This is a genomic window from Enterobacter cloacae complex sp. EB5, assembly GCF_031432835.1.
Classification (GTDB): Bacteria; Pseudomonadota; Gammaproteobacteria; order Enterobacterales; family Enterobacteriaceae; genus Enterobacter; species Enterobacter hormaechei_C.
On sequence record NZ_CP133860.1, the window covers coordinates 893,479 to 919,766 of the forward strand.

General features: G+C 56.4%; 24 protein-coding genes, 1 other RNA gene and 1 pseudogene. 11 read left to right on the top strand and 15 right to left on the bottom strand.

Annotated features, from left to right (window positions below; genetic code table 11):
* Window positions 1–21: 21 nt before the first annotated feature.
* From acrB to RHN82_RS04370, 5 genes are all read left to right on the top strand, one after another.
* On the top strand, window positions 22–3,168 hold the full coding sequence (gene acrB, locus RHN82_RS04350) for a multidrug efflux RND transporter permease subunit AcrB (protein WP_047051116.1): 3,147 nt from the start codon (window positions 22–24) through the stop codon (window positions 3,166–3,168).
* Window positions 3,169–3,677: 509 nt separating this feature from the next.
* Window positions 3,678–4,052: an Hha toxicity modulator TomB gene (gene tomB / locus RHN82_RS04355; protein WP_006809850.1), complete on the top strand. Its 375-nt coding sequence runs from the start codon at window positions 3,678–3,680 to the stop codon at window positions 4,050–4,052.
* Between the two features lie 27 nt (window positions 4,053–4,079).
* Complete coding sequence (locus RHN82_RS04360) at window positions 4,080–4,298, top strand: HHA domain-containing protein (protein WP_015571250.1); 219 nt, start codon at window positions 4,080–4,082, stop codon at window positions 4,296–4,298.
* A 208-nt stretch (window positions 4,299–4,506) separates the two neighbouring features.
* Window positions 4,507–5,058: a maltose O-acetyltransferase gene (maa, locus tag RHN82_RS04365; RefSeq protein WP_017694396.1), complete on the top strand. Its 552-nt coding sequence runs from the start codon at window positions 4,507–4,509 to the stop codon at window positions 5,056–5,058.
* Between the two features lie 116 nt (window positions 5,059–5,174).
* Window positions 5,175–5,642, top strand: a complete 468-nt coding sequence (locus RHN82_RS04370; RefSeq protein WP_017383209.1) for a YlaC family protein — start codon at window positions 5,175–5,177, stop codon at window positions 5,640–5,642.
* Here the strand turns inward: RHN82_RS04370 and RHN82_RS04375 are convergent.
* Window positions 5,614–7,074, bottom strand: coding sequence for a PLP-dependent aminotransferase family protein (locus RHN82_RS04375; protein ID WP_047051117.1), 1,461 nt, complete (start codon window positions 7,072–7,074; stop codon window positions 5,614–5,616). The genes RHN82_RS04370 and RHN82_RS04375 overlap by 29 nt on opposite strands.
* Window positions 7,075–7,175: 101 nt before the next feature.
* On the opposite strand from RHN82_RS04375, the gene RHN82_RS04380 reads away from it, so the two are divergent.
* Window positions 7,176–7,886: a GNAT family N-acetyltransferase gene (locus tag RHN82_RS04380; protein ID WP_047051118.1), complete on the top strand. Its 711-nt coding sequence runs from the start codon at window positions 7,176–7,178 to the stop codon at window positions 7,884–7,886.
* Here RHN82_RS04380 and ykgO read toward each other — a convergent pair.
* Together ykgO and RHN82_RS04390 are read right to left on the bottom strand one after the other, a co-directional pair.
* On the bottom strand, window positions 7,883–8,023 hold the full coding sequence (gene ykgO / locus RHN82_RS04385) for a type B 50S ribosomal protein L36 (protein ID WP_003859006.1): 141 nt from the start codon (window positions 8,021–8,023) through the stop codon (window positions 7,883–7,885). The genes RHN82_RS04380 and ykgO overlap by 4 nt on opposite strands.
* Window positions 8,024–8,025: 2 nt before the next feature.
* Window positions 8,026–8,286 (bottom strand): type B 50S ribosomal protein L31, encoded by a 261-nt coding sequence (locus tag RHN82_RS04390; protein ID WP_015571255.1) that lies wholly within the window; start codon window positions 8,284–8,286, stop codon window positions 8,026–8,028.
* Window positions 8,287–8,503: 217 nt separating this feature from the next.
* Between RHN82_RS04390 and RHN82_RS04395 the strand changes: the two are divergent.
* Window positions 8,504–10,072 (top strand): annotated as a pseudogene (locus RHN82_RS04395) (EAL domain-containing protein).
* Here RHN82_RS04395 and RHN82_RS04400 read toward each other — a convergent pair.
* Window positions 10,065–10,337, bottom strand: coding sequence for a metal-sensing transcriptional repressor (locus RHN82_RS04400; RefSeq protein ID WP_015571258.1), 273 nt, complete (start codon window positions 10,335–10,337; stop codon window positions 10,065–10,067). The pseudogene RHN82_RS04395 and the gene RHN82_RS04400 sit on opposite strands and share 8 nt — an antisense overlap.
* A gap of 134 nt (window positions 10,338–10,471) precedes the next feature.
* On the opposite strand from RHN82_RS04400, the gene RHN82_RS04405 reads away from it, so the two are divergent.
* On the top strand, window positions 10,472–11,287 hold the full coding sequence (locus RHN82_RS04405; protein WP_047051120.1) for a nickel/cobalt efflux protein RcnA: 816 nt from the start codon (window positions 10,472–10,474) through the stop codon (window positions 11,285–11,287).
* 35 nt (window positions 11,288–11,322) lie between these two features.
* Here the strand turns inward: RHN82_RS04405 and RHN82_RS04410 are convergent, their stop codons facing one another.
* The 3 genes from RHN82_RS04410 to RHN82_RS04420 form a co-directional block, all read right to left on the bottom strand.
* The gene (locus tag RHN82_RS04410; protein ID WP_047051121.1) at window positions 11,323–14,412 is read right to left on the bottom strand and encodes a beta-galactosidase; all 3,090 of its coding nucleotides are present in this window, start codon (window positions 14,410–14,412) and stop codon (window positions 11,323–11,325) included.
* Between the two features lie 103 nt (window positions 14,413–14,515).
* Complete coding sequence (locus RHN82_RS04415; RefSeq protein WP_048981754.1) at window positions 14,516–15,586, bottom strand: LacI family DNA-binding transcriptional regulator; 1,071 nt, start codon at window positions 15,584–15,586, stop codon at window positions 14,516–14,518.
* 77 nt (window positions 15,587–15,663) lie between these two features.
* The gene (locus RHN82_RS04420; RefSeq protein WP_047051123.1) at window positions 15,664–16,275 is read right to left on the bottom strand and encodes a YitT family protein; all 612 of its coding nucleotides are present in this window, start codon (window positions 16,273–16,275) and stop codon (window positions 15,664–15,666) included.
* Window positions 16,276–16,359: 84 nt separating this feature from the next.
* Here RHN82_RS04420 and RHN82_RS04425 point away from each other — a divergent pair, with 84 nt between their 5' ends.
* Window positions 16,360–17,781 carry a PLP-dependent aminotransferase family protein gene (locus tag RHN82_RS04425; RefSeq protein WP_047051124.1) on the top strand — a complete coding sequence of 474 codons (1,422 nt, stop codon included), beginning with the start codon at window positions 16,360–16,362 and terminating at the stop codon, window positions 17,779–17,781.
* Between the two features lie 70 nt (window positions 17,782–17,851).
* Here RHN82_RS04425 and RHN82_RS04430 read toward each other — a convergent pair whose 3' ends face one another.
* From RHN82_RS04430 to ffs, 3 genes are all read right to left on the bottom strand, one after another.
* Window positions 17,852–18,067: a hypothetical protein gene (locus RHN82_RS04430; protein ID WP_015571263.1), complete on the bottom strand. Its 216-nt coding sequence runs from the start codon at window positions 18,065–18,067 to the stop codon at window positions 17,852–17,854.
* A complete protein-coding gene (locus RHN82_RS04435) occupies window positions 18,064–18,315 on the bottom strand; it encodes a hypothetical protein (protein ID WP_047051125.1) in 252 nt (83 codons plus the stop codon). Before RHN82_RS04435 ends, RHN82_RS04430 begins: the two co-directional genes overlap by 4 nt.
* A gap of 247 nt (window positions 18,316–18,562) precedes the next feature.
* An RNA gene (gene ffs, locus RHN82_RS04440) (signal recognition particle sRNA small type) lies at window positions 18,563–18,659 on the bottom strand.
* Between the two features lie 170 nt (window positions 18,660–18,829).
* Between ffs and RHN82_RS04445 the strand changes: the two genes are divergently transcribed.
* On the top strand, window positions 18,830–19,141 hold the full coding sequence (locus RHN82_RS04445; RefSeq protein ID WP_003859016.1) for an MGMT family protein: 312 nt from the start codon (window positions 18,830–18,832) through the stop codon (window positions 19,139–19,141).
* A 37-nt stretch (window positions 19,142–19,178) separates the two neighbouring features.
* Here RHN82_RS04445 and RHN82_RS04450 read toward each other — a convergent pair whose 3' ends face one another.
* Window positions 19,179–19,706: a YbaY family lipoprotein gene (locus RHN82_RS04450; RefSeq protein WP_006809864.1), complete on the bottom strand. Its 528-nt coding sequence runs from the start codon at window positions 19,704–19,706 to the stop codon at window positions 19,179–19,181.
* Between the two features lie 203 nt (window positions 19,707–19,909).
* On the opposite strand from RHN82_RS04450, the gene tesB reads away from it, so the two are divergent.
* Entirely contained in the window at window positions 19,910–20,770 is an 861-nt protein-coding gene (tesB, locus tag RHN82_RS04455) for an acyl-CoA thioesterase II (RefSeq protein ID WP_047051126.1), read from the top strand.
* 96 nt (window positions 20,771–20,866) lie between these two features.
* Here the strand turns inward: tesB and amtB are convergent, their stop codons facing one another.
* The 4 genes from amtB to RHN82_RS04475 all read right to left on the bottom strand — a co-directional run bounded on the left by amtB (window position 20,867) and on the right by RHN82_RS04475 (window position 26,267).
* Window positions 20,867–22,153, bottom strand: coding sequence for an ammonium transporter AmtB (amtB, locus tag RHN82_RS04460; RefSeq protein ID WP_022650485.1), 1,287 nt, complete (start codon window positions 22,151–22,153; stop codon window positions 20,867–20,869).
* A 35-nt stretch (window positions 22,154–22,188) separates the two neighbouring features.
* Window positions 22,189–22,527, bottom strand: coding sequence for a P-II family nitrogen regulator (gene glnK, locus RHN82_RS04465; RefSeq protein ID WP_006809867.1), 339 nt, complete (start codon window positions 22,525–22,527; stop codon window positions 22,189–22,191).
* 211 nt (window positions 22,528–22,738) lie between these two features.
* Window positions 22,739–24,520 (bottom strand): SmdB family multidrug efflux ABC transporter permease/ATP-binding protein, encoded by a 1,782-nt coding sequence (locus RHN82_RS04470; protein ID WP_047051127.1) that lies wholly within the window; start codon window positions 24,518–24,520, stop codon window positions 22,739–22,741.
* On the bottom strand, window positions 24,513–26,267 hold the full coding sequence (locus RHN82_RS04475; protein ID WP_047051128.1) for a SmdA family multidrug ABC transporter permease/ATP-binding protein: 1,755 nt from the start codon (window positions 26,265–26,267) through the stop codon (window positions 24,513–24,515). Before RHN82_RS04475 ends, RHN82_RS04470 begins: the two co-directional genes overlap by 8 nt.
* Window positions 26,268–26,288: the final 21 nt, after the last annotated feature.

The following is a 26,288-nucleotide window of genomic DNA, read 5'->3' on the forward strand; positions in this document are numbered from 1 at the left end:
TTAAACAGGAGCCGTTAAGACATGCCTAATTTCTTTATCGATCGCCCCATATTTGCGTGGGTGATCGCCATAATCATCATGCTGGCCGGGGGACTTGCGATCCTGAAGCTGCCTGTCGCGCAATATCCAACGATTGCGCCGCCGGCAGTGACGATCTCCGCAACTTACCCGGGTGCTGATGCCAAAACGGTGCAGGATACCGTTACGCAGGTTATCGAACAGAACATGAACGGTATCGATAACCTGATGTACATGTCCTCAAACAGTGACTCAACCGGTACGGTTCAGATCACCCTGACCTTTGAATCCGGTACGGATGCGGACATTGCACAGGTTCAGGTGCAGAACAAATTGCAGCTGGCGATGCCTCTGCTGCCGCAGGAAGTACAACAGCAGGGCGTGAGCGTCGAGAAATCGTCCAGTAGCTTCCTGATGGTTGTCGGCGTGATCAACACCAACGGCACCATGACGCAGGAGGATATTTCCGACTACGTGGGCGCCAACATGAAGGACGCCATCAGCCGTACGTCTGGTGTGGGTGACGTTCAGCTGTTCGGTTCCCAGTACGCGATGCGTATCTGGATGGATCCGAATAAACTGAACAACTTCCAGCTGACGCCGGTTGACGTGATCAACGCGATTAAAGCGCAGAACGCCCAGGTTGCCGCCGGTCAGTTGGGTGGTACACCGCCGGTGAAAGGCCAGCAGCTTAACGCGTCGATCATCGCGCAAACGCGTCTGACCTCCGCCGATGAGTTCAGCAAAATTCTGCTGAAGGTGAATCAGGACGGTTCGCAGGTTCGCCTGCGTGACGTGGCGAAGGTTGAGCTGGGCGGTGAGAACTACGACGTAGTTGCGAAGTTCAACGGCAAACCGGCTTCCGGTCTGGGTATCAAACTGGCGACCGGCGCGAACGCCCTGGACACCGCGACGGCTATCCGTGCAGAACTGAAGAAGATGGAACCGTTCTTCCCGTCAGGTCTGAAAATCGTTTATCCGTATGACACCACGCCATTCGTTAAAATTTCGATTCACGAAGTGGTGAAAACCCTGGTTGAGGCGATCATTCTCGTCTTCCTGGTGATGTACCTGTTCCTGCAAAACTTCCGCGCAACCCTGATCCCAACCATCGCCGTGCCGGTTGTACTGCTCGGGACCTTCGCGGTGCTGGCGATATTTGGCTACTCGATAAACACCCTGACGATGTTCGGGATGGTGCTCGCCATCGGCCTGCTGGTGGATGACGCCATCGTGGTGGTCGAAAACGTCGAGCGTGTCATGGCGGAAGAAGGCCTGCCGCCGAAGGAAGCAACCCGTAAATCTATGGGCCAGATCCAGGGCGCGCTGGTCGGTATCGCGATGGTACTGTCTGCGGTATTTATCCCGATGGCCTTCTTCGGCGGCTCTACCGGTGCGATTTACCGTCAGTTCTCCATCACCATCGTTTCGGCGATGGCGCTGTCGGTACTGGTTGCACTGATCCTGACGCCAGCCCTCTGCGCGACGATGCTGAAGCCGATTCAGAAAGGCGGACACGGCGAACATAAAGGCTTCTTCGGCTGGTTCAACCGCATGTTTGATAAGAGCACGCACCACTACACCGACAGCGTGGGTAACATCCTGCGCAGCACCGGTCGTTACCTGCTGCTCTATATCATCATCGTGGTGGGGATGGCTTTCCTGTTCGTTCGTCTGCCAAGCTCTTTCCTGCCAGATGAAGACCAGGGCGTGTTCCTGAGTATGGCGCAGCTCCCGGCCGGTGCGACGCAAGAGCGTACCCAGAAAGTGCTGGATGAGATGACCGACTACTTCCTGACCAAAGAGAAAGACAACGTCGAATCCGTGTTTGCGGTTAACGGCTTTGGCTTCGCGGGTCGTGGTCAGAACACCGGTATCGCCTTCGTTTCTCTGAAAGACTGGTCTGAACGTCCGGGCGCAGAGAACAAGGTAGAAGCCATTACCGGTCGTGCGATGGGCACCTTCTCACAGATAAAAGATGCGATGGTCTTCGCCTTTAACCTGCCAGCGATTGTTGAACTGGGTACGGCGACCGGCTTCGACTTCCAGCTGATTGACCAGGGCGGTCTGGGCCACGAAAAACTGACTCAGGCGCGTAACCAGCTGTTTGGCGAGGTGGCAAAACACCCTGACCTGCTGGTGGGCGTACGTCCTAACGGTCTGGAAGATACGCCGCAGTACAAGATCGATATCGACCAGGAAAAAGCGCAGGCGCTGGGTGTGTCCATCAGTGATATTAATACCACGCTGGGTGCAGCCTGGGGTGGCAGCTACGTCAACGACTTCATCGACCGTGGTCGCGTGAAGAAAGTGTACGTGATGTCCGAAGCGCAATACCGCATGCTGCCGAACGATATCAACAACTGGTACGTTCGCGGCAGCAATGGTCAGATGGTGCCGTTCTCCGCCTTCTCAACCTCGCGCTGGGAATACGGTTCGCCGCGTCTGGAGCGTTATAACGGCTTGCCATCGATGGAAATCCTCGGTCAGGCAGCGCCGGGCCGAAGCACCGGTGAAGCCATGAACCTGATGGAAGAACTGGCCAGCAAACTGCCTGCGGGTATCGGCTACGACTGGACCGGCATGTCCTATCAGGAACGTCTGTCCGGTAACCAGGCTCCTGCCCTGTACGCTATTTCACTGATTGTGGTGTTCCTGTGTCTGGCGGCATTGTATGAGAGCTGGTCGATTCCGTTCTCCGTTATGCTGGTGGTTCCGCTGGGGGTTATCGGTGCGCTGCTTGCCGCAACGTTCCGTGGGCTGACCAACGACGTTTACTTCCAGGTAGGCCTGCTGACAACCATTGGCTTGTCGGCGAAGAACGCGATACTTATCGTCGAATTCGCCAAAGATCTGATGGAGAAAGAAGGTAAAGGCCTGATTGAAGCAACGCTGGAAGCGGTTCGTATGCGTTTGCGTCCAATCCTGATGACGTCCCTGGCGTTTATCCTCGGCGTTATGCCGCTGGTTATCAGTTCAGGTGCAGGCTCCGGCGCACAGAACGCGGTAGGTACGGGTGTAATGGGTGGTATGGTCACGGCGACCGTTCTCGCCATCTTCTTTGTGCCGGTGTTCTTCGTGGTGGTTCGTCGCCGCTTCAGCCGCAAAAATGAAGATGTTGAGCACAATCATTCGGTAGAACATCACTGATACCGGTTTCACATGATAAAAAGGCCGCATTTGCGGCCTTTTTCATTTTGAGAAAAAATCATAAAATAGACCTATTGCCTTTCTATTTATTTTTTTCTTTTTAATTAGCCCTATCATAATAGGCCGATAACTTACACCAGGAACTCAGCATACTTTTATTATCATTTCGCGGCGTAAATTATTCGGACTATTCCTAAGTAACGGAAAATATCTGAAGATATCTGGTTTCGGACTTCACATGAAACTTTGCGCTAACTCAATGAATTTTAAGGAACCGATAAAAAATGGCTTTTTATTTGATTAATGCGGTCGCGGCAAAAGGTACATTTGCGTAAAGGCTCGCACGGTAACGATTTAATTGTAATTTTTCGTAATAGCGCGGTGAAATCTTGATCAGAGTGGCTTATAGTTAGAGTTATCAGGAACACAGCTCCCGTGTGGCTAAGCAAGTTGTATCCATCCCGACATGATGTTCGGTGAGTAAAAAATCACTCAGAAGGGGATGCGCTATGGACGAGTACTCGCCAAAAAGGCATGATATCGCGCAGTTGAAATTTCTCTGCGAATCCTTGTACCATGACTGCCTTGCCAATCTTGAAGAAAGTAACCATGGCTGGGTGAACGATCCAACGTCTGCTATCAATTTACAGCTCAACGAGCTGATCGAGCATATCGCCACCTTCGCACTTAATTATAAAATTAAGTACAATGAAGATAATAAGTTGATAGAGCAAATTGATGAATACCTGGACGACACCTTTATGTTGTTCAGCAGCTACGGCATTAACGCACAGGATTTGCAGAAATGGCGTAAATCAGGAAACCGTCTATTTCGCTGCTTCACTAATGTCAGCAGAGCTAATCCGGTTAGTCTTTCCTGTTAAAATTATTACAATTACTAAGGTGAATTTATGTCTGATAAACCATTAACAAAAGTCGATTATTTGATGCGCCTGCGACGCTGCCAGTCAATTGACACCCTCGAACGTGTAATTGAGAAAAATAAATACGAGCTGTCTGATAATGAACTGGCGGTATTTTATTCAGCTGCCGACCATCGTCTGGCTGAACTGACCATGAATAAACTGTATGACAAGATCCCCTCTTCGGTTTGGAAATTTGTTCGTTAATCGTTGAAGAGAGACTGTAAAGGCACTACGCCCGTTGTTAAGCTGAATTTACCTTTCGAATTACGCTTCAAGTGCAAACGCCAGGTTCCCGTATAAAACGTATTCTTGCGCAAGAATGTTGTGACTCCCGTCACAGCCACTTTTAGGGAACGTTCCCTTTCTGGTTAATCCTCTTTACGCTACGTAAAACGATTCCAGAGAGGTTCCCATGAGTGAAGAAAAACAGAAGATGATTGCAGGTGAATATTACCGCCCTGGCGATGACACGCTGAGGGCTGACCGTTTACGCGCGCGTCATCTTGTTCACCGCTATAACCATACCGCCCCCGATGAGAAGGCCGAACGTCGCGCCTTATTAGCTGACCTGCTGGGTCAAAGCGAAGGCGCCTATATAGAGCCGAGCTTCCGCTGCGACTACGGGTATAACATCTATCTGGGCAAAAATTTTTACGCCAACTTTGACTGCGTCATGCTGGACGTCTGCCCTGTCCGCATTGGCGATAACTGTATGCTGGCGCCGGGAGTGCACATTTATACGGCCACGCATCCTCTGGATGCGACCGAACGTAACAGCGGGCTGGAGTACGGTAAACCGGTCACCATTGGTGATAATGTCTGGATCGGCGGACGTGCAGTCATTAACCCGGGCGTCACCATTGGTGATAATGCGGTTATCGCTTCCGGCGCGGTAGTGACCAAAGACGTACCGGCCAATGCTGTCGTGGGCGGCAATCCGGCGAAAATCATTAAAATGCTGTAAGCGCATCCTGAGTAACTGTTATGCTTTTTCCTGGCATAACTGTTACTTTCATCGCCTAAACCCCTCTCATAAAATAGGCAGATCACCTGTATTTTCAACAATCATAAAGGCAAAAAATGACAGAGATACAGCGCCTGCTTACCGCCACCATCGACGATCTCAATACCCGCGAAAAGCGCGACAATCGCCCGCGCTTTAGCATCAGCTTTATTCGCAAACACCCCGGGTTGTTCGTCGCCATGTACGCTGCCTGGCTGGCAACGCTTATCGTCATGTTGAAGTCTGAAACGCTGGTCGATTCCGTCTGGCTACTGGTTGTGCTGTTCGTGGTGTTTAACGCGTTTTTCTTTTTCGACGTCAATCCGCGTTACCGGTATGAAGATATCGACGTACTCGATTTCCGCGTGTGCTACAACGGGGAGTGGTACAACACGCGTTACGTACCGAAGGAGCTGATCGACAGCATCCTGCACTCGCCAGCCGTCGAAGCCGGGCAAAAAGAGAAGTTGCAGAAAATGGTCACCACCAAGGGCCAGCTCTCTTTTTATGATGTCTTTACCCTTTCCCGCTCCACTGCTGCGTAATGAGCGCCTGAAGACGTCGGATACCCGGCGCAAACTGCGAAGCAGAGGTATTGCCGTAACCTAAAACCAGACCGGTTTGTCCCTGCTTCGTCTCAAGGTAATACCCGCTCAGCGCAGCGGGCGCCAGCTGAAACGCTCTTACCTGCTCCACCAGCCGCTGGTCGTCGATACCGTCAATCGCCAGCGCCAGGTGCATTCCCCCTTCCCCGGCAAGAACACGGTGCGGCGTATGAAGCTCTGCGCTCAGCACCTCCCTCAGCTGGCGGTAACGCTTACGGTAAAGGCGGCGCATGGCGGCAAGATGTCGTGCATAGTGGCCTTCCTCAATAAACAGCGCCAGGGTGCGCTGTTCAGCGCGATGCCCGCCGCGCAGCAGCGAGCCGATGGCCGGACGCGCCGCCTTCGCCAGCGCTGGCGGTAACACCATGAACCCCATCCGGAGCGACGGAAACAGCGTTTTGCTGAACGTCCCCAGATACACAACGGGCGCATTGTTGAGCATGCCCAGCATCGCCGGGACGGGCTCACCGGTATAACGAAATTCGCTGTCGTAATCGTCCTCAATGATCCACGCGCTGTGCTGCCGGGCCAGTTCCAGCAGCGCCAGACGCCGCCGCGCGCTGAGCACGCTTCCGTAAGGGAACTGATGCGATGGCGAAGTAAAAATCAGCGTGGGTGAAGGCGCAGACAGCCCTTCCCAGCACATCCCCTCGTCATCCACCGGTATGCCGGTCATCGCCAGGCCGGTTTTGACAAAAGCGCTTTTGGCGCCGCTATAGCCGGGATTTTCCACCCAGGCGACATCCCCCGGCTCGCTTAACAGCATCGTGCACAGATTGACGCCCTCCAGCGCCCCTTCGGTTATCACTATCTGGCTGGCGTCACAGTCAATGCCGCGGGAGAGCGCAAGATGGCGGGCAATGGCGGCCCGCAGCGTCGGCTCGCCGGCCGGGTCGCCATACCCTAACAGGGCGCTTCCCTCCTCGCGCAGGACGCGATCGTACAACCGCCGCCACAGCGGCAAGGGGAAATAGTTGATGGCAGGCGTTCCCGGCGTAAACGCCATCACCGGAGTGTCGCGCGGCACGGGCGCGGGCAGCAGGGCGACACGTTTTGTCAGCCTGACGTCCGGGTCCGGTAATGTCCCGGCAAGCGTCCGAGGAGCGAATTGCCCCACCCGCGTACCCTGGCGGCTACGCAGCAAATAACCTTCGAGCGTGAGCTGGTCCAGCGCCGCGTTGACGGTATTTCGGGACACCGAGATCTGCTGCGCCAGCGTTCGTGAGCCGGGCAAATGGCTGCCGGACCGCAGCCTTCCGCACAGTATGGCCTCCCGCAAAGCAAGATAGAGCGCACGCTGGAGCGTCTCTTCCCCACGTTTTTTCAGCGCAGCATGGAGCAAGGTGTATAGCTCATCACCCGGTATATTCATCTTTCCTCCTCGTGGTACCAGAAAAACATAGCCTGGTGGTTCTTTTTAAGGAACCAGCAATTCATTAATCTGGAGATCTTCTTAACGTCATGGGAATAAAGATGAATACATTCAATGAGTTTGGACAACCTGTAGGGGAAAGCCTTATCGACTGGCAGCCTCGGCCGCACCCGTCCCGGGTGGTCCTTCAGGGTCACTCTTGTCGGCTTGAGCCGCTGCGCGTGGAGCATGCCCACGCGTTGTTCTCTGCGTATTCCCTGGCCGGAGATACCCGAAGCTGGACGTGGCTGCTGCGTGAACCCGATGCCACCGCAGAGGAGTTTGCCGAATGGGTGGCGAGCGTGAGCGAATTAGCCGATCCCATCCACTTTACCGTTATCGATAACCAGACCCAGTCTCCTGTCGGGACGCTGTCCCTGATGCGGATCGATCCTAAAAACGGCGTTGTGGAAGTGGGACATGTTCACTTCTCGTCACTGTTAAGCCGCACGCCCATGTCGACAGAAGCGCAGTATCTGCTGATGCGGTACGTGTTCGATACCCTGGGCTACCGGCGTTATGAGTGGAAGTGCAACAGCCTGAACGAACCCTCCCGCAAAGCGGCCCTGCGTCTGGGCTTTCAGTTTGAAGGGCGTTTTCGCCAGGCGCTGGTCATAAAAGGCCGAAACCGGGACACCGACTGGTTTTCAATTCTCGACAAAGAGTGGCCAGCGCTGGCGAGCGCGTTTGAAAGCTGGCTTGCCACCGACAATTTTACCGCCGATGGCAAACAGAAAAGATCCCTGGAAAGCTGGCGAAAAACGCGCGTCTAGCGTCTTTTTTTACGCCCCTGCACCGCCTTAAAGCGCGGGTTAGATTTGCAAATCACGTATAAGCGTCCCTTGCGTTTGACTATCTGGCAATCCGGGTGACGCTGTTTTGCACTGCGCAATGAGTTCAGCACCTGCATGATTAGCCTCGCTTCGCATCAAGAAAGCCGCCAAAACGCTTGCGGAAGCGTGCCGCGCTGCCATCCGTCGAGAAGGTCTTCTGCTTCCCGGTATAAAACGGATGTGATTTAGAGGAGACATCAAGGGTAACGTAGGGATACGTTTTCCCCTCAAGCTCAATTTCACGGTCTGTCTTAATCGTTGAGCCGACTTTAAAGTATTCATTCGCCGTGGTGTCGTGAAACACAACGGTGCGATAGGTTGGATGGATATTCGGTTTCATCTCTGGCCTTCATGTATTGTTATAACATAACAAAATACTATCTGAGCTTTGCTGCAAAAACAACCCCTGTGACGCTCAGCCTGTTTTTGAAAGGTTTATTCAGGTACCTGCCTGAGACTGTTGCATGCTATAACTATATCATTTAGCGATAAAAAACTTTTTCCTCTGGCGCGCAAACTCCAGGCCCGAGGCGGGCATATGGGAAGGATAAAGCAGCATGCGAACCCGACATCTGGTCAGCCTGGTGACAGGCGTACTGATTTTCTCTGTGCTGGTCCCTGTGTGCCTCAGTATCTGGCTGGCGCATCGTCAGGCTGAGGAGAAATTTGTGGAAGCGCTGGACAACTATGCCTCGCGCGTCCTGATCCGTACCGACAGAGTCGTTGCGCAGGCAAAACAGGCGCTCACGCACCTACAGACATTCCACGCCCCGCCCTGCACTCCCCCGCATTTACGCGAAATGCGCCGGGTCGCGTTCTCCTGGCGCTATATCCAGGAAGTGATGTATATCGATAGCCTGAAACCGCTCTGCTCATCCCTGGAACAATCCAGTAATACGGCGATCTTGCCGCCCCCGATGCGGATCACCGCAGACGGGTTTAGCGCGTGGCTCACCTCGCAAAACGACCTCGGCATTGATCGTTATATGGCCGTTCTGGGGAAAGGACATTATCTGGTGATGGTTGATCCGGCCTCGCTTGTGGATGTTGTTCCTTTCGGTGATATTTCGATGGATGCCGCCCTGGTGGGCAGCGAAACCCATCGGATATTTGCCAGAAGCAATATTGTCGACCCGTATATTCTTTCTGTCGTTAAGGAGCAGCAGGACGTTACGCGCGTGCAATACAACGGCTCGATGTACGTATTGAAGCCTGTACCCGAACTGGGGTTTACGGTGATCGCGTGGGCGTCGTTAAAACCGCTGGCGGAATCCTGGCACCAGCAGCTGATCATCTGGCTACCGGCTGGCATCTTGTTAAGCCTGGTTGCTGCCCTTATTGTCCTGCGCATCCTCCGCCGTTTGCTGTCCCCGCGTCACCGCCTGATCGACGCGATCAACAACCGGGAGATCGAGGTTCACTACCAGCCCATCGTGGCGCTGTGTAGTGGAAAACTGGTGGGTGCTGAAGCGCTGATGCGCTGGCCGCAGCCGGATGGCAGTAACCTGTCGCCTAATCTCTTTGTTCCGCTGGCTGAGCAGACGGGGCTTATTTCAAAGCTCACGCAGCTGGTGGTGAATGAGGTGTTTGAGGATCTTGGCGCCTAGCTGCACCATCACCCGGAACTGCACATTTCTGTCAACCTTGCACCATCGGATTTAACGTCCCCCGAGCTGCCTCGCCAGTTGAGCCAGTTGCTCAACAAATGGGGCGTCCACCCGCGCCAGATCGCCCTTGAATTGACCGAGCGCGGCTTTGCCGATCCCGCCGTCAGCGTGCCTGCCATCGCTGCGTTTCGCCGCGCCGGACACGCTATCTACATTGATGATTTTGGTACGGGTTACTCCAGCCTGAGCTATTTGCAGGATCTGGATGTCGATACCCTGAAGATTGATAAATCCTTTGTGGATGCGCTGGAGTACAAGAACGTGACTCCCCACATCATCGAAATGGCCAAATCGCTTAAACTGGCGATGGTCGCCGAAGGCATTGAAACTGAAGGGCAGATTGAATGGTTGCATCGCCACGGCGTGCAGTACGGCCAGGGCTGGTATTTCAGCAAGGCGCTGCCTAAAGAGGATTTCATTCTCTGGGCCGGGCACAACCTGGAGAAGCACATTACTTAAGGTACGATTTGATCACCTGCATTACGACCCCGAGATCGGCTTCGCGCTGCGCTTCCTCTGGCTCTTTCACCACGTGATCGGTTAAATGTCCCTCAATCACTTGCATCATCATGCCGTTTACCGCGCCCCTGATCGCCGCCAGCTGCTGTAACACCTCGGCGCATTCATGATCGCTGTTGAGCATTTTTTCCAGCGCAGCGCTCTGCCCCTGAATTTTTTTCAAACGGGTCAATAACTTCTTTTTATCACGAACCGTGTGTGACATCGCTTAGCTCCTCTTTGGTGGCGTAAAAAGCATATCACGCTCTACTCCCCCTGGGTATTTTTCTACCGGGGGGTAGTATTATACTACTGGGGGGGAGTAGTATTCGCGGCATGTTTTCCACCCCGGAATGTTCCATGAACGATTTTTCTTCTCTTCTTCAGCAGGGCAACGCCTGGCTGTTCGTCCCCAGCGCCATCCTGCTTGGCGCGCTCCACGGCCTCGAGCCAGGCCATTCAAAAACAATGATGGCGGCTTTCATCGTGGCGATCCGCGGTACGCTGAAACAGGCAGTGTTGCTTGGGTTGTCCGCAACGCTGTCTCATACGGCGGTCGTCTGGATCATTGCGATGGCAGGATTATGGTTTGGTCGGGGATGGGACGCAGATACATCTGAGCCCTGGTTTCAGTTGATTTCCGGGGTTCTGATCGTGTTGATCGCCCTGTGGATGGCGTGGCGAACCTGGCATGAGAGCCAACCGCATCACCACCATGATGATCATCATCACCATCATGATCATCACGACCACGCGCATCATCACGACCACACGTCTCCTCTGGTTGAAGAGGAGTGGCAGGATGCCCACCAGCGCGCACACGCTCAGGACATTAACCGACGCTTCAACGGTAAAGAGGTCACCACCGGGCAAATCGCGCTATTCGGCCTGACCGGTGGGCTTATCCCCTGTCCGGCCTCCATTACGGTGCTGCTGATCTGCCTGCAACTGAAACATTTCGCGCTCGGCGCCACGCTGGTGTTCAGTTTCAGTATCGGGCTGGCGCTTACTCTCGTCGCCTCTGGCGCAATTGCCGCATTAAGCATGAAACATGCGGCGAAGCGCTGGCCCGGCTTTAGCGCCTTTTCGCGCAGGGCGCCGTGGATCTCAGCGGCACTGATCGCGGTAGTCGGAGTTTATATGAGCATTCACGGCGTAAGCGGGATCCTGAGATAAGCATTGCGGCCACGGCAGTGGCCGCACGCTTCTGCTTAGCCGTTCTGCTGCCAGCTAAACGTGTAGCGCAGCCGGCGATTTTGCAGAATGAAGGCCGGGGCTACGCTCGGACTCCATGAGTCGTCTCCCCCTACGCCCATGTGAAACGCATCAAGATTCAACCAGCAGCCAGCCTCTTCCCGCAGCAAGTGCTGATGCGTTGTCTCATGCAGCTGCCGCTGGCTATAACGGCTCAGGGAGAAATGGAACTGTCCCTGCAACTGATGGGAGCCAAACATCAGCTCTCGAGTGTCGCAGCGCAAACCGTTCTCCGTCGGGAAGATATACGGCGTCTGCATCTCTTCCAGCGGTAACGCCCAGCGCCCCTGCTGCGCCGCCAGTTTTCTGTCCGGATAGTTCTCCAGTGGCCCGAGCCCCAGCCAGCGCACCGTTTCCGGGATATCCGCCAGCATAACGCTCAGGCCCACGCGAGCGGGCTCAGGAATGTCAGATGCCACCGTCACCTGCACATCACCGTGCAGTACCCCGTGGTCATCAATCCGCCAGACCTTGCAGCTGATAAAAAGCGCTTTTCCCTGATGTTCCCAGACGTGCTGCGTGGTCACCACCACCTCACGGGCATGCTGCTCCGCTTCACACTGGAGGAGGCGCGAGGACATCTCATACATCCCCGCCGCTTTCCAGCGTTCCACCCACGCGTTCGGATCGATGCGGGTCGCCTCGCTGACGCCAATGTCATTGTCCAGCGGCGCGCGGGTGAAGTTATCCGTTAGCGGGGAACGGAGCGTTTCAGCGCCCTCGTTCCACCACTGGGTCAGGTTTCCGGTGAGACGGCTAAACTGCCAGCGCTGCTGCTGATGAGTAATGTCCAGCGCTTCGTCCTGCACCGTTAGCTGCGGAGGGGTTCCGCCTGCTTTCGGTGGCGCAAGGTACAGCGGAGCCGGGAGCGGCCACTGATCCCAGGCACAACGGTGGCCGGGCGGCGACCACGGCGTGGCCTGCGGCTGAACGATCTCCACGTTGAGCCAGACCTCGCCCGGTTCAGTGTCAAGCTCAGGCAGCGGGATCTCAACGCGCTGCGTCCCCTGGGGCGCAACAGAAAGGGGTATTTCGCCGGAAGCCAACACCGCACCGTCACGCACCACCGACCATCGCAGATGCTCGTTGTCAGTATGACGGAACAGATAATCGCTCTGGATCTCGACGACCAGCGGAACGGTGCTCACCAGCGTAAAGGTAAAGAACTGCTGGGCACGCTGCGCCTCGTAAAGGGCGGGATGCGGAGTGCGATCGGGAAACACCAGCCCGTTGAGGCAGAACTGACGGTCGTTGGGCTTATCGCCAAAATCGCCGCCGTAGGCCCAGAATGCCGTGCCGTCTTCCGCTTTTTTCGTCAGCGCCTGATCGACCCAGTCCCAGACAAAGCCGCCCTGCAACCGGGGATGGCTGCGGAATGCCTGCCAGTAGCTGGCAAAGCCGCCAAAGCTGTTGCCCATCGCGTGGGCATACTCGCAGAGGATCAGCGGACGGGTTTCGTCCGGCATGCCGATCCACTTTTTAATCGACCACTTTGGCACCGCCGGGAACGGCTGATCCTGATCGACGCGGGCATACATCGGGCAGACAATATCGGTAGCGGCTGTACTGGCGCCGCCGCCTTCGTACTGCACCGGCCGCGTGGGATCGGTGGTTTTCAGCCAGCGGTACAGCGCATCGTGGTTCGCCCCATGCCCGGACTCATTCCCCAGGGACCAGATGATGATGGACGGATGATTCCGGTCCCGCTGCACCATACGCGTTACGCGTTCGCTCATGGCAGGCAGCCAGCGCGGATCGTCCGCCAGGCGGCTCATCGGCACCATGCCGTGGGTTTCAATATTCGCCTCATCGACCACATACAGGCCGTAGCGATCGCAAAGCGTGTACCACAGAGGATGGTTCGGGTAATGCGAGCAGCGCACGGCGTTGAAGTTATGCTGCTTCATCAGTTCGATGTCGCGGCGCATGGTCGCCTCATCCATCACCTGCCCCTTCTCAGGATGATGTTCGTGACGGTTCACGCCGCGGATCAGCAGCGGTTTGCCGTTAAGCTTCAGCAGGCCGTTGCTGATTTCGACGCGTCTGAAACCGACATCGCAGGCTTCAGTTTCCAGCACATTACCCTGCGCATCCCGAAGCGACATTGTCAGCCGATAGCATTCCGGTGTTTCAGCGCTCCACAGCGCGGGAGCGTTCACGGGTATCGCCACCGTAAGCCGTTCAGCCCAACTGCCGCGTTCGTCCACGATGGCCGATCCGGGCTGCTGCGTGGTTTGCGCGCAGGCTTCGCCGCTACGCCACAGGGTAAACGCCACCTCGCATTCGGCGTAACGTGTGCCTTCCAGCGCAACGTCAACCCGGAGTATCGCCCGATCGCATTCGGCATTCAGATCGGTCACGATCTGATAATCGGCAATTCGCGTTTCCGGCTTGTGCAGCAGCGAGACGTCGCGGAAAATGCCGCTCATCCGCCACATGTCCTGATCTTCCAGGTAGCTTCCGTCGCACCAGCGTAACACCATCACCGCCAGACGGTTCTGCCCCGGTCGCAGCACCGCGCTGAGATCGAACTCCGCAGGCAGACGGCTGTCCTGCGAATAGCCCACCCACTGGCCGTTACACCACAGATGAAAAGCTGAATTCACCCCGTCAAAAATAATGCGGGTTTGCCCGCTGCACAGCCAGGTGTCATCCATCTCAAATGTGAGCGAGTAACAACCGGTTGGGTTTTCAGCCGGAACATACGGCGGGTTCACATTTATCGGATAGGTGACGTTGGTATAGATGGGAGTATCAAATCCCTCCATCTGCCAGTTCGACGGCACGGGCATCTCAACGGCGTCAGCCAGATCGTCCGTTAACCATGACTCGGGAACCTGCTCTGGCGCCGGGAAAAAGCTGAATCGCCAGACGCCATTAAGCAGACGCTTGCTCAGCGAAGGCTTATCCTCGCGGGCGAAGGTTTCATCGCGCCAGCTATGAAAAGGCGCGTGTACGACCAGACGATTCCACTGCGTCACGCCCGGGTTTTCCCAGTCACGACGCGCCAGCAGTGCGCTGAGGGTCAGCGGCAATGTAGAAGACATATCAACCTCTTTGCGAAGCGCTCACAATTTTAGCCAACATGCCCTGGTAAACGGTGGCGGTAAAGACTTTGATCGTCACCAGGCGAGCAGGATCACAAAAGTGCTAACTGCGCGCCAGTTTCTCCGCCAGCAGCGCCAGCGTTCTGAGCTGTTGCGCCAGATCTTCACGATCGGCCTGCCGTGCGGCGCGCGGCGCGGTGGAATGACGCACGATCAACGTAACGGGAAGTTGTTCCTGCCAGCGTTCGTGGTGATGGGCAGGTGCCATCAGCCACTCCACGCTGCGCTCACCGGCCTCGCGGAACGCCTGCCGAACGGTGGTGAGCGGAGGTGAAAACCACGCGCTGTCAGCCGTATCATCAAACCCGACAACCGAGATCTGCCCCGGTACCGCAACGCCTTTTTCCGCACAGGCGCGTAAAACGCCAAGCGCCATCTGATCGTTAGCGACGAGGATCGCCTCCGGCAGCTGCGCGCCCGCCAAGAGCTGATGCCCTTTCTCATAGCCCGAGGCCGCGCTCCAGTCGCCCTGCGCCACCGCAAACGCCTCTACACCGGCCTGAGCCAGCGTGGTTTTCCATCCCGCCAGACGAGCCCGGGCAGAGACTGAACTTTCCGGCCCGGCGAGCAGCGCAATTCGCTGGTGCCCCAGCGAAAGCAGATGCTCTGCCCCCAGGACAGCGCCCTGTTCGGCATTGAAAACGAGGCTGTTAACCCGAGCTGTCGGGGAAACATCGAGAAAAAGAACCGGGGTCGGCGAGGCCATTTCCTGAAGCATTTCTGCCTGGGTATCTTCCAGCGGAACGTTCACCAGCAGCGCCTCCACGCGCTGCGCCAGTAACTCCTGCAAAGCAGCCTGACACTGCGCGGGATGCTCCACCATGGAGATGAGTACGCCAGCCCCCTGCTCCACTGCCCTGGATTTTACAGCTGAGGCGATTTGCGACGGCGCATGCAGCGCCAGATCGCTGGTCATCAGCCCCAGCGTGCGGGTACGTTTCCCGGCCAGCTGCTGCGCGCCACGGTTGGGCACATAGTGTAGCGCCGCCATGGCCTGCCGGACCTTTTCCCGCGTACGGGCAGAAACGTGTTCCGCGTCGTTAATCACCCGAGAAACGGTCTGATAAGAAACGCCCGCCACGCGGGCAACGTCATAAAGAGTGATCGCTTTCATACATTCTGGCGTCGTAAAAAGAGAAGTCTCTATTCTGACACAGTTACGCCATCATAGCCTGTGAGCGCTTCGCAAAATTAAACAATCCGCTCCGGCTGTGCGGCTTTCTGAATGCGCGGTCTCTGGCGAAACCACGGCAAACAGAGCTGGATCAGCGGGCCGATGGTTAATGCATACAGTACGGTTCCAACGCCAAACGCTCCCCCAAGGAGGTAGCCGACGATCAACACGGTCACCTCGATCGCGGTACGCACGCTGCGGATCGACCAGCCCAGCCGGGCGTGTATGCCGGTCATCAGACCGTCGCGCGGGCCTGCGCCAAAACCCGCGCCGATATACATCCCGGTGACAAGGGCGTTAACCACAATGCCGGAAACCAGCAGGGTGATGCGCACGGGCAGCGAGGTGAGCTCAGGGATTAGCGCCATTGACGCATCTGCCGCCAGACCAATACAAATCACATTACTGATAGTGCCCAGCCCCGGCAGCTGACGCAGCGGGATCCACAGCAGCAGCACCGCGGCCCCGGTTAAAATAATCACCGTGCCGATGCTCATCCCGGTCTGGATGGCGACGCCAAGGTGAAAGACATCCCACGGGTCGACACCCAGATCCGAACGTATAAACATCGCGGTTGAAAGCCCGTACAGGCCTAAACCGACATAAAGTTGTACCAGACGACGTACCATTTTCTCTTCTCCGAAGAACCAGGTTCCATCTTCGGTGAAAATGGCACTATGATTAATGTCCAGTTTTCAAATAGTGGACTGCATATGTCATCACGTCGTTTTGGTAGCCAGTCTCTGGTTCGCCTGTTAGGGCACTGGCAGCAAGCCTCTTCCCGTACCCCGCTGTGGCACCAGCTGGCTGACGCGTTACGCCTGTTAATTCTGGATGGCAGGCTGGCGCTAAACACGCGCCTGCCCGGAGAGCGGGAGCTGGCCGCCGCACTGAGCGTAAGCCGCACCACCATCAGCAGCGCGCTGGCGCATCTGCGGGAGGAGGGTTATCTGGAGAGCCGTCACGGTAGCGGTTCGCGGGCGATCCTGCCAGACAGCCGTGCCGTGCCCACGCTTTCAACAGCCAGCGCGGCGCTGGATCTCTCAACCGCCGCGCTCAACGCGGGACCAGAGATCCACCAGGCCTACGCCCGCGCGCTGACGGCCATCACGCCGAATCTGGCGCTGACCGGGTACGATCAGCTTGGGCTTCCGGCGTTGCGTGAAGCTATCGCCGCCCGCTACACCGCACGCGGTCTGCCCACCCGGGCAGACGAAGTGATGGTGGTGAACGGCGCCGTCAGCGGCTTCGCCCTGATCTTAAGAATGATGACCGGTCCCGGGGATCGCGTGGTGGTGGATCATCCCACTTACCCGCTGGCGATAGCCGCTATTCAGGGGGCACTATGCCGGCCCGTGGGCGTCTCGCTGCCTGAAACGGGCTGGGATACCGACGGTTTTGCCGCAACGCTTGCCCAGACCGCCCCGCGTCTGGCCTATCTGATGCCGGATTTTCATAATCCGACCGGGCGTTGCATGGATGCCGCGACACGCCAGACCATAACCGACATCGCCGCGCAAACCCGCACCACGCTGGTGGTGGATGAAACCATGGTTGATCTCTGGTTCGATGCTCCCCCGCCGCCGCCGCTCGCCGCCTTTAACCCGGAGGCTACGGTGATTACGCTGGGTTCCGCAGGCAAAAGCTTCTGGGGTGGGCTGCGTCTCGGCTGGATCCGCGCCTCGTCCCGCACTATCGCCACCCTCGCGCAGACGCGCGACACGCTGGATCTGGGCTCTCCGGTGCTGGAACAGCTGGCCACGCTGTGGCTTATCGAAAACAGTGAAACCTTCCTGCCTGCCCGGCGGGAAATGCTGGCAGAACGGCGCGACCGCTGCGGCCAGATGCTGCGGGAACATTTCCCCGAATGGCGGTTTCAGGAAGCGGAGGGAGGGCTTTCATACTGGATTGAATTACCCGGCATGCTGGCGACACAGCTGGCGGCACGCGCCGAAACGACAGGCATCATTATGGGCACCGGCACGCGCTTTGGGCTCTCAGGCGCGTTTGACCGCTACCTGCGGATGCCCTTCTCACTCAGTCCGCCTGAACTTGAAGAGGCATTATTGCGGATCAAACCGCTGTGGCGTGCGTTAAATAAAAGTGTAGCGCCAGTAAAACGGAGCCTGGTGTAAATTATTCGCCAGAAACAATAAAAACTGCTGACTGTAACGCATGCAGTCAGCAGTTTTCATGAAGAACAGCTTAATGTTGAGGAGGGATCGGGAAGCCTTTCAGCGAAATAATGAAATTATCCCCTTCTTTCTTTATTTTTGCACCGGTATCACACCAGTCAGACGCAATACGAAAGAACTCATCACTTCCTACATTCCAGCCAAGACGAACATGTTTCACGTAGCCGGAACGTAACAGATTGCAGGCCTCGTTGTAGTCACTGGCAGTCGATAGTTGTTGTTTCATTTTCTCTTCTTCAGAAGTTTACGTAGTGCTTTGATTTCTTTAGGAGTAAATGGAGTTACGCTCTCTTCTTCCGTATGCTGATTATCAACATCCTCTTCCGATACTCCCGCCTCTTCTACTGCTTCAAATGCCAGCAGCAGCAGTTTCTCTGTGGTCACGCTTAAATTCTCATTATTGTCTTCCGCATAGTGGCGAAGTCTTTCTTTTAGCGCTTCATCAATTTTAACGTTTAAAACCGCAGTACCCATGATTGTCACATCCTTTCGGAACACGTGTTTAATTTAATACACGAAGATAAGTTTGTTATCCAGATATATATTTTTTAGCTTATGACAGAATAAAGGCATCCGAAAATAAAATGACAGTCTATTATTACAGGTTTATGACATTATTATTTCAGTTAAATGAAGGCTGTATTACAGAAAATACAATAGACACATAATTTAGAAGGTTTATTCAGGGGAACGACTTGAGAGGAGCACAAATGGGTGGGGGCCCTGCCAGCTACATCCCGGCACCCACGTCGTCTGCCCTGGCTGCTTCCTTCCGGACCTGACCTGGTGAACAGAGTAGCGTTGCGGGAGAACCAACAGAGCCCCCATTGAGAGCGTTGATAACCAACGCGCTGGCGCATTATCCCTGCGGAGCACCTCAATTGCAAGCCGCTGGCAACCGGATGCTGGATTATTGCGCAAACTGCCCAGACAATCTTCTTTATCTTCGTATAACATTACCCTTCGCTGATTTCCCGCAGGAGAAACAATGGACGAACATGACACTTTCCCACAGCGAGTGTGGCAAATCGTGGCTTCGATTCCGGAAGGCTGTGTCACGACCTATGGGGAAGTCGCCCGGCTGGCGGGTTCTCCGCGTGCGGCGCGTCAGGTAGGCGGCGTGCTAAGGAGACTACCGGAAGGAAGCACGTTACCGTGGCACCGGGTCGTCAATCGCCATGGCGCCATTTCCCTCACCGGGCCAGACTTGCAGCGCCAGCGTCAGGCTTTACTTTCAGAAGGGGTGCAGGTGTCCGGGGCAGGACAGATTGATATGCAGAAGTATCGCTGGGAGTACTGACGCCCTCTCCCGTCAACATGGAGAGGGCGAGAGAGAATTACATCTGTGTTGGCGGTGTAGGCAGAGTCGGCTGATTGGTCTGCGTTGCAACAGGTACTTCAGTTTGCTGCACCGGTACCAGGGTCAGGTCGATTTTGGTGCCACCTTTGTTGACCGCTTCCTGCACGGTATCGGTGATAAAGACCAGTTTATCGTTGATCGTTACCGCCGCGCTCAGGAGGATACGCGCATTGGGTTGCACGTCAGACGGGTTGTACGGCAGCACAAAGCTGAACGGCGCCTGTTTACCCTCTGTACGAACCGCGCGCTGCGCAAGCACTTTGGACGGCGCATCCGCCAGGGAAGCATCAGACAGCGTGACCGTTAAAACCGCATCCGGCGGCAGCGCAACCTTCTGTTTGATCCAGATCGTACCGGAAACATTTGGCTGCTGAATAGCTTGCTGTGAAAGGGTGTTAATCCCGTTTGCGCTTGCTGTTGGCACCGGTACATCGGCACTCTTACCAGCACAGGCGGACAACGCTACCGCAATTGCTACACCACTGAGCATAGGCACGAGTTTCATTGAAGTCTCCTTATCATCAATGCACCAGCGGGATCGATCCCATCTGATGTCGTTTTATTCACACAACGAATACAAGTGTGGCACAAATCACGGATTTATGCCTAATTTCGTCCGGATATTAAGATTATTCTACCCATCGGACCACTTTCATTTCTGCGTTATACTCTGCGTATCTTTCGCCACGGCGTTTATTGAGGAACACTATGAGTCAGGCACTGAACAATCTGCTGACATTGCTGAACCTGGAAAAAATAGAAGAAGGGCTATTTCGCGGACAGAGCGAAGATTTAGGCTTACGCCAGGTTTTTGGCGGCCAGGTCGTGGGGCAAGCGCTGTATGCCGCCAGGGAGACCGTCCCGGCAGACCGTCTGGTGCACTCGTTTCACAGCTACTTTTTACGCCCCGGTGACAGTGCTAAACCAATTGTGTACGACGTGGAAGTTCTGCGTGACGGTCAAAGCTTCAGCGCCCGTCGCGTGGCGGCCATCCAGCATGGGAAACCCATCTTCTACATGACCGCCTCGTTCCAGGCGCCAGAGCCGGGCTATGAGCATCAAAAAAAGATGCCGCCTGCCCCGTCGCCGGACGATCTGAAATCAGAAACCGAAATTGCCCGCGAACTCGCGCATCTGCTTCCGCCGCAGGTAAAAGAGAAGTTTCTGTGCGATAAACCGCTGGAGATCCGCCCGGTCGAATTTCATAACCCAATGAAGGGGCATACCGCTGAGCCCGCCCGCCAGGTGTGGATCCGCGCCAACGGCAGCGTACCGGCAGATTTACGCGTGCATCAGTACCTGCTGGGGTATGCGTCGGATTTCAACTTCCTGCCGGTTGCGCTACAGCCGCACGGCGTGGGCTTCCTCGAAAAAGGGATGCAGGTCGCCACGATTGACCATTCCATGTGGTTCCACCGTCCGTTCGATATGAATGAATGGCTGCTTTACAGCGTGGAAAGTACCTCTGCGTCCAGCGCGCGCGGCTTTGTACGCGGGGAGTTTTACACTCAGGATGGCGTGCTGGTGGCCTCTACCGTTCAGGAAGGTGTGATGCGCAATCGCGGGTGATGTATAAAGCCCGGTAGCGCTGCGCTTACCGGGCCTGGGAATTATGTTTTTTCAGGCCGGGTAAGGCGAAGCCGCCGCCCGGCAAAAGCACTCAAATTATGCGTTGTACGCATTCTCGCCGTGGCTGTTGACGTCCAGACCTTCGCGCTCCTGCTCTTCTGGCACGCGCAGCCCCACGGTCATATCGGCCAGCTTGTAGCCGATAAAGGCCACAACGCCCGACCAGACAACGGTAATGGCGATACTTTCCAGCTGCACCAACACCTGATGTCCCATGGTCACGCCTTCTGCGTAACCCACACCGCCCAGAGATTGGGCAGCAAAGATACCGGTCATGATGCAGCCGACAATGCCGCACACACCGTGCACGCCAAATACATCACACGGATCGTCAACGCGCAGAACACGTTTCAGTGCGGTAACGCCCCACAGCCCCGCCAGACCTGCGACGATACCGATCAGCAGCGCACCGCCTACGCCCACGTAACCGCACGCTGGTGTAATACCTACCAGACCGGCAATCGCCCCGGAACAGGCACCCAGCAGCGATGGCTTGCCGCGAACGGCCCACTCGCCAAATACCCATGAGAGGATAGCGCCGGCGGTTGCCACAACGGTATTCACGAAGGCCAGCGCGGCGATTTCGTTAGCGGCGCTGGCTGAACCTGCGTTGAAGCCGAACCAGCCAAAATAGAGGATGGCGGTGCCGGTAAAGACCATCGGCAGGTTGTGCGGCTTGAATGCTTCCTTCCCGAAGCCCACGCGCTTGCCAATCAGGTAGGCGCCTACCAGGCCTGCTACCGCGGCGTTGATGTGCACAACGGTACCGCCCGCAAAGTCCAGCGCGCCATGGGAAGCCAACAGACCACCGCCCCAGACCATATGCGCAATCGGGATATAGGAGAGCGTCAGCCAGACCACCACGAAAATCAGTACCGCAGAGAAGCGGATACGCTCAGCCAGTGCGCCCACAATCAGCCCCACGGTGATGCAGGCGAATGAGCCCTGGAACGCGACATGAATATACTGATAAAAGCTGCCCATCACCGCGGTCAGTTCGATATTTTTCAGCATCGCCCAGTTAACGTTGCCGAAGAAGGCGTTGCCCTCCCCGAAGGCCAGCGAGTAACCGTAAACCACCCACAGCACGCACACCAGCGCGAACGTGACGGCAACCTGCGTCAGCATGGAGAGTACGTTCTTGCCGCGGATCAGGCCGCCGTAAAACAGCGCGATCCCCGGAATCGTCATGAACAGCACCAGCGCGGTGCAAATCATCATAAAGGCGTTATCGGCTTTGTCTGCCACAGCAGGTGCAGCCATTGCCAGGCCCGGCAGCAGTGCCAGCGAACCCAGACCTGTTTTCATTGTTGCTTTCTTCATTTTCTCGATCCCTATCACTGTGTGCCAGGAGTTACTTACAACGCCGCTTCGTCAGATTCGCCGGTACGGATGCGAATGACGCGCTGTAGTTCAGCAACGAAAATTTTGCCGTCGCCAATTTTTCCGGTGTAGGCCGCTTTGCTGACGACATCAATCACCTCATCAAGCTGATCGTCGGCAATCGCCACATCAATCTTCACTTTTGGCAGGAAGTTAACGCTGTATTCCGCCCCGCGATAAAGCTCGGCATGACCTTTCTGACGCCCAAAGCCTTTCACTTCGGTGACAGTCAGTCCCTGAATACCCATGGAAGACAGTGCTTCACGCACGTCTTCGAGTTTGAATGGTTTGATTACCACCGTAACCAGCTTCATATATCCCCTCCAGTCAGAATTCGGTAATGGCCGCAGCTAACACAAGAGGGATATTGCAAAGGGTGTGCCAGAAGTGAAAGGTGAGGAGGAAAGCGCCGCGGCGCGGATGCGCCGGGAAGAGGTGAAAAAAAACGCACCATGGCAGTGCAGGGTGCGTTTCAGTTTTGCACCAACTGTTAAGACTGTTAGCGCATTGCCTTGTTATGGTGCATCAGGCGCTGAGTGACTCTTCCTCGCGCACGCTGGCGGCCAGCTCGTCGCCTGCCAGCTGCAACTGATACATCTGCCAGTAGCGTCCTTTTGCCTCAAGCAGCGCTCTGTGCGTCCCCCGTTCAACGGCCTGACCACGGTGCAGCACCAGAATGGTATCGGCATCGACGATCGTTGACAGGCGGTGGGCGATCACCACCAGCGTAGTGCGATCCCGCACGGCAGCCAGCGCCTGCTGGATCGCCTGCTCGGTACCGGAGTCAATGCTTGCTGTCGCTTCATCCAGAATTAACACCTGCGGCGTCTCAATCAGCACGCGCGCCAGCGCCAGAAGCTGCTTTTGCCCGACGGAGAGGTTATTGCCCTGCTCGCCCAGCCGGGTATTGATCCCCTCGCTTAACCCGCGCGCCAGATCCGCCAGCTGCACCGTTTCCAGCACCTCCCATACCTGCTCAGGGGTGAAAGGTCGTCCCAGCGTCACGTTGGCATAAAAGGTATCCGCCAGTACCACCGGATCCTGCTGCACCATCGCGACGCCCTTACGCAACGCGTTGTGGCTAAGCGAGGAAAGGGGCCGTCCGTCCAGACGGATCTCCCCCTGCGTCAACGGATAGTAGCCCATCAGCAAACTGGCGAGCGTGCTTTTGCCGCTGCCGGTATGCCCAACCAGGGCGACAAAACCGCGCGACGGTACCTCGAGGTTGATATCCTGCAAGACAAGCTGGTCGTCGCGGTAGGCAAACGAGACATGATCAAACGCGATAGTTCCACTTTCCAGCGGGCGTTCGTCATCGCCATAGGTCTGACGCGGCCTGTCCATCAGCTCGAACACACGCTCGCCCGCAACCACCGCCTGTTGCAGCATCGATTGCTGCGTGGTGAGTTCAATCAGCGGTTCGTTAAGGCGACCAAGGTAGCTGATAAATGCGTACAGTACCCCCACCTCGATGGTTCCGCGCGTCGTCAGGCCAAACAGCATCAACAGCCCGCACAGCACCAGCGCAGAGAAGAGGCTTAGCAGCGGGCGTAACAGGAAGCCATCCAGCCGTAACGTCTGCATCCGCGCCATATAGTGCGAGCGGCTGGCTTCCCCCATTCGTTCACCAAAACGCGCCTGCTGGCGAAACTGCTGGATAACGCTCATACCGTTGATCACTTCGTTGAAGCCATCATTGATATCTGCAAGGTAAGCGCGCACGCGACGAACAATCGGCGTGCTGTAGCGCTGGTAAATCACCATCACAATCAGCACCGCCGGGAAAATAGCGATCGCCACCAGCGCCATACGCCAGTCCAGGCTGAACATCGCCACCAGCATCGCGCCAATTAACGCGGCACTGCGCAGAACTGTTGCGACAACGGTTACATAGAGGTCGCGGATCACCTCGGTGTCATTGGTGACGCGCGAAATAACCTGCCCGACCGGCTGAGTATCAAACTCGCTCAGCGGCTGGCGCAGCGCGGCATCCATCACATCCGTGCGAAGCTGCTGGACCACGCCCACGGCGGCCCGGTTAAACAGCAGCGACTGCGCATAGTGCAGCCCCGCCGCCGTCAGCTGTAGCCCGACATACGCCACGCCCAGTCCCGCCACCAGCCCCAGCGGCAGATAGCTTTTCGCCACCATGTTATCGATGAAATAGCTGATAAGCAGCGGACCGGTCACCTCCGCTATCGCGGCGATCCACAGCAACAGCACGGCGATGGAAAGCGGTTTGCGCCACGGTGAGCCATAGGCCAGCAGCCGTTTTAACGTCGGCCACATCTGTCCAAACTTACGCATCGGCGACCTCCTCATCCAGCGCGGCTTCAAGCTGTTGATAGCGGTACATATCCCGATACCACCCGGTCTGCCCGGCAAGCTGCTCATGCTGACCACGCTGAGCAATATGCCCGTGCTGAAGCACCAGAATTTCACTGGCTTCGGTTAGGGCCGACAGACGGTGCGCGCTGATGATGACCGTGCGCCCCTCCCCCCACTGGCGAAGGTTATGCAAAATTTGATGTTCAGTACGCCCGTCAACCGCGGACAGCGCATCATCCAGTATCAGGATCTCAGCGTCCAGCAGCAGCGCGCGGGCAATAGAGATACGCTGTTTTTGTCCGCCAGAGAGCATAACGCCCCGCTCCCCCACTTCCGTGTCGTAGCCCTGCGGCAGGCGCAGAATATCCTCGTGGACGCTGGCCAGGCGCGCCACGTGCTCGATCTGGTCCTGTGTCGCCGTCGGACACCCGAGCGCGATATTGTTGGCAATGGTGTCTGAAAACAAAAACGGCGTCTGGCTGACGACCGCCAGGCGGCTGCGCCAGTCATCCAGCAGCAGGCGTGGCAGAGGGACGTCGTGGAAACGGATATCGCCTTCGCTCACGTCAAAATGGCGCTGAATCAGTGACAGAATGGTGCTTTTACCGGAACCCGTCGGGCCACAGATGCCCAGCATCTGACCAGGAGGCAGCGTGAAACTGACGTTCTCAAGCACCGGATGTTCCGTTTGCGGGTAGAGAAAGGCGCGGATATCCGCCTTCAGAATACCCGGACCTTCCGGTACCGGCTCGCTGCCATCGTTCACGACCGGCACTTCCGCCAGCATGGCGCGGATACGGCTGTAAGCGGCGCTCCCGCGTTCAACGATATTAAACATCCAGGCCAGCGCCAGCATCGGCCAGATCATCAGCCCAAGGTACATCGCAAAGCTGGTTAACTGCCCGAGAGTCATCGTGCCTTGCACCACCATCCAACTACCGCCGCCCACCGCCAGCAGGTTCGCCATGCCAATCGCAATATAAATTGTCGGATCGAATCGGGCATCAATACGCGCCACGCGCATGTTTTTCGCGCCGGTATCGGCGGCGTCGGCGGCAAACAGCGCGGACTGGCGGTCTTCCAGACCAAACGCTTTGATCATGCGGATGCTGGTCATGCTCTCCTGGGTGCGATCGTTCAGCGACGAGAACGCCGCCTGCGCCAGCTTAAAGCGTTCATGGAGCTGCTCGCCGTAGCGGTTAATTGCCAGCGCCATCAGCGGCATCGGCAGCAGCGCCAGCAGCGTGAGCTCCCAGCTAATTTGCGTAGACATGACAATCAATACCGCACAGCCCATCACCAGGGAATCCACCAGCGTTAACACCCCTTCACCGGCGGCAAACACCACGCGGTCTACATCGTTAGTGGCGCGGGCGATGAGATCCCCGGTACGGTGACGCAGATAAAACTCAGGGTGCTGGCGGCTCAGCTGGCGGTAAAAGTCCTCGCGCAGCTCAACGGCAAGCTGATAGGACGCGCCGAACAGCAGCACGCGCCAGACATAACGCAGCAGGTAAACCACCACGGCCGTCAGCACCAGCGTACCGACCCACATCATCACCCGTGCGGCGGTGTAATGTTGTTCCGTAACGCCATCCACGACGTAGCCCACCACTTTGGGCGGGATCAGTTGCAGAATGGCAATGATAATAAGCAGGGCCACCGCGCCGAGGTAGCGTTGCCACTCCCGACGAAAGTACCAGCTTAATTGGGCAAATAATCGCACGCGGTCTTTTCCTGAAGGTAT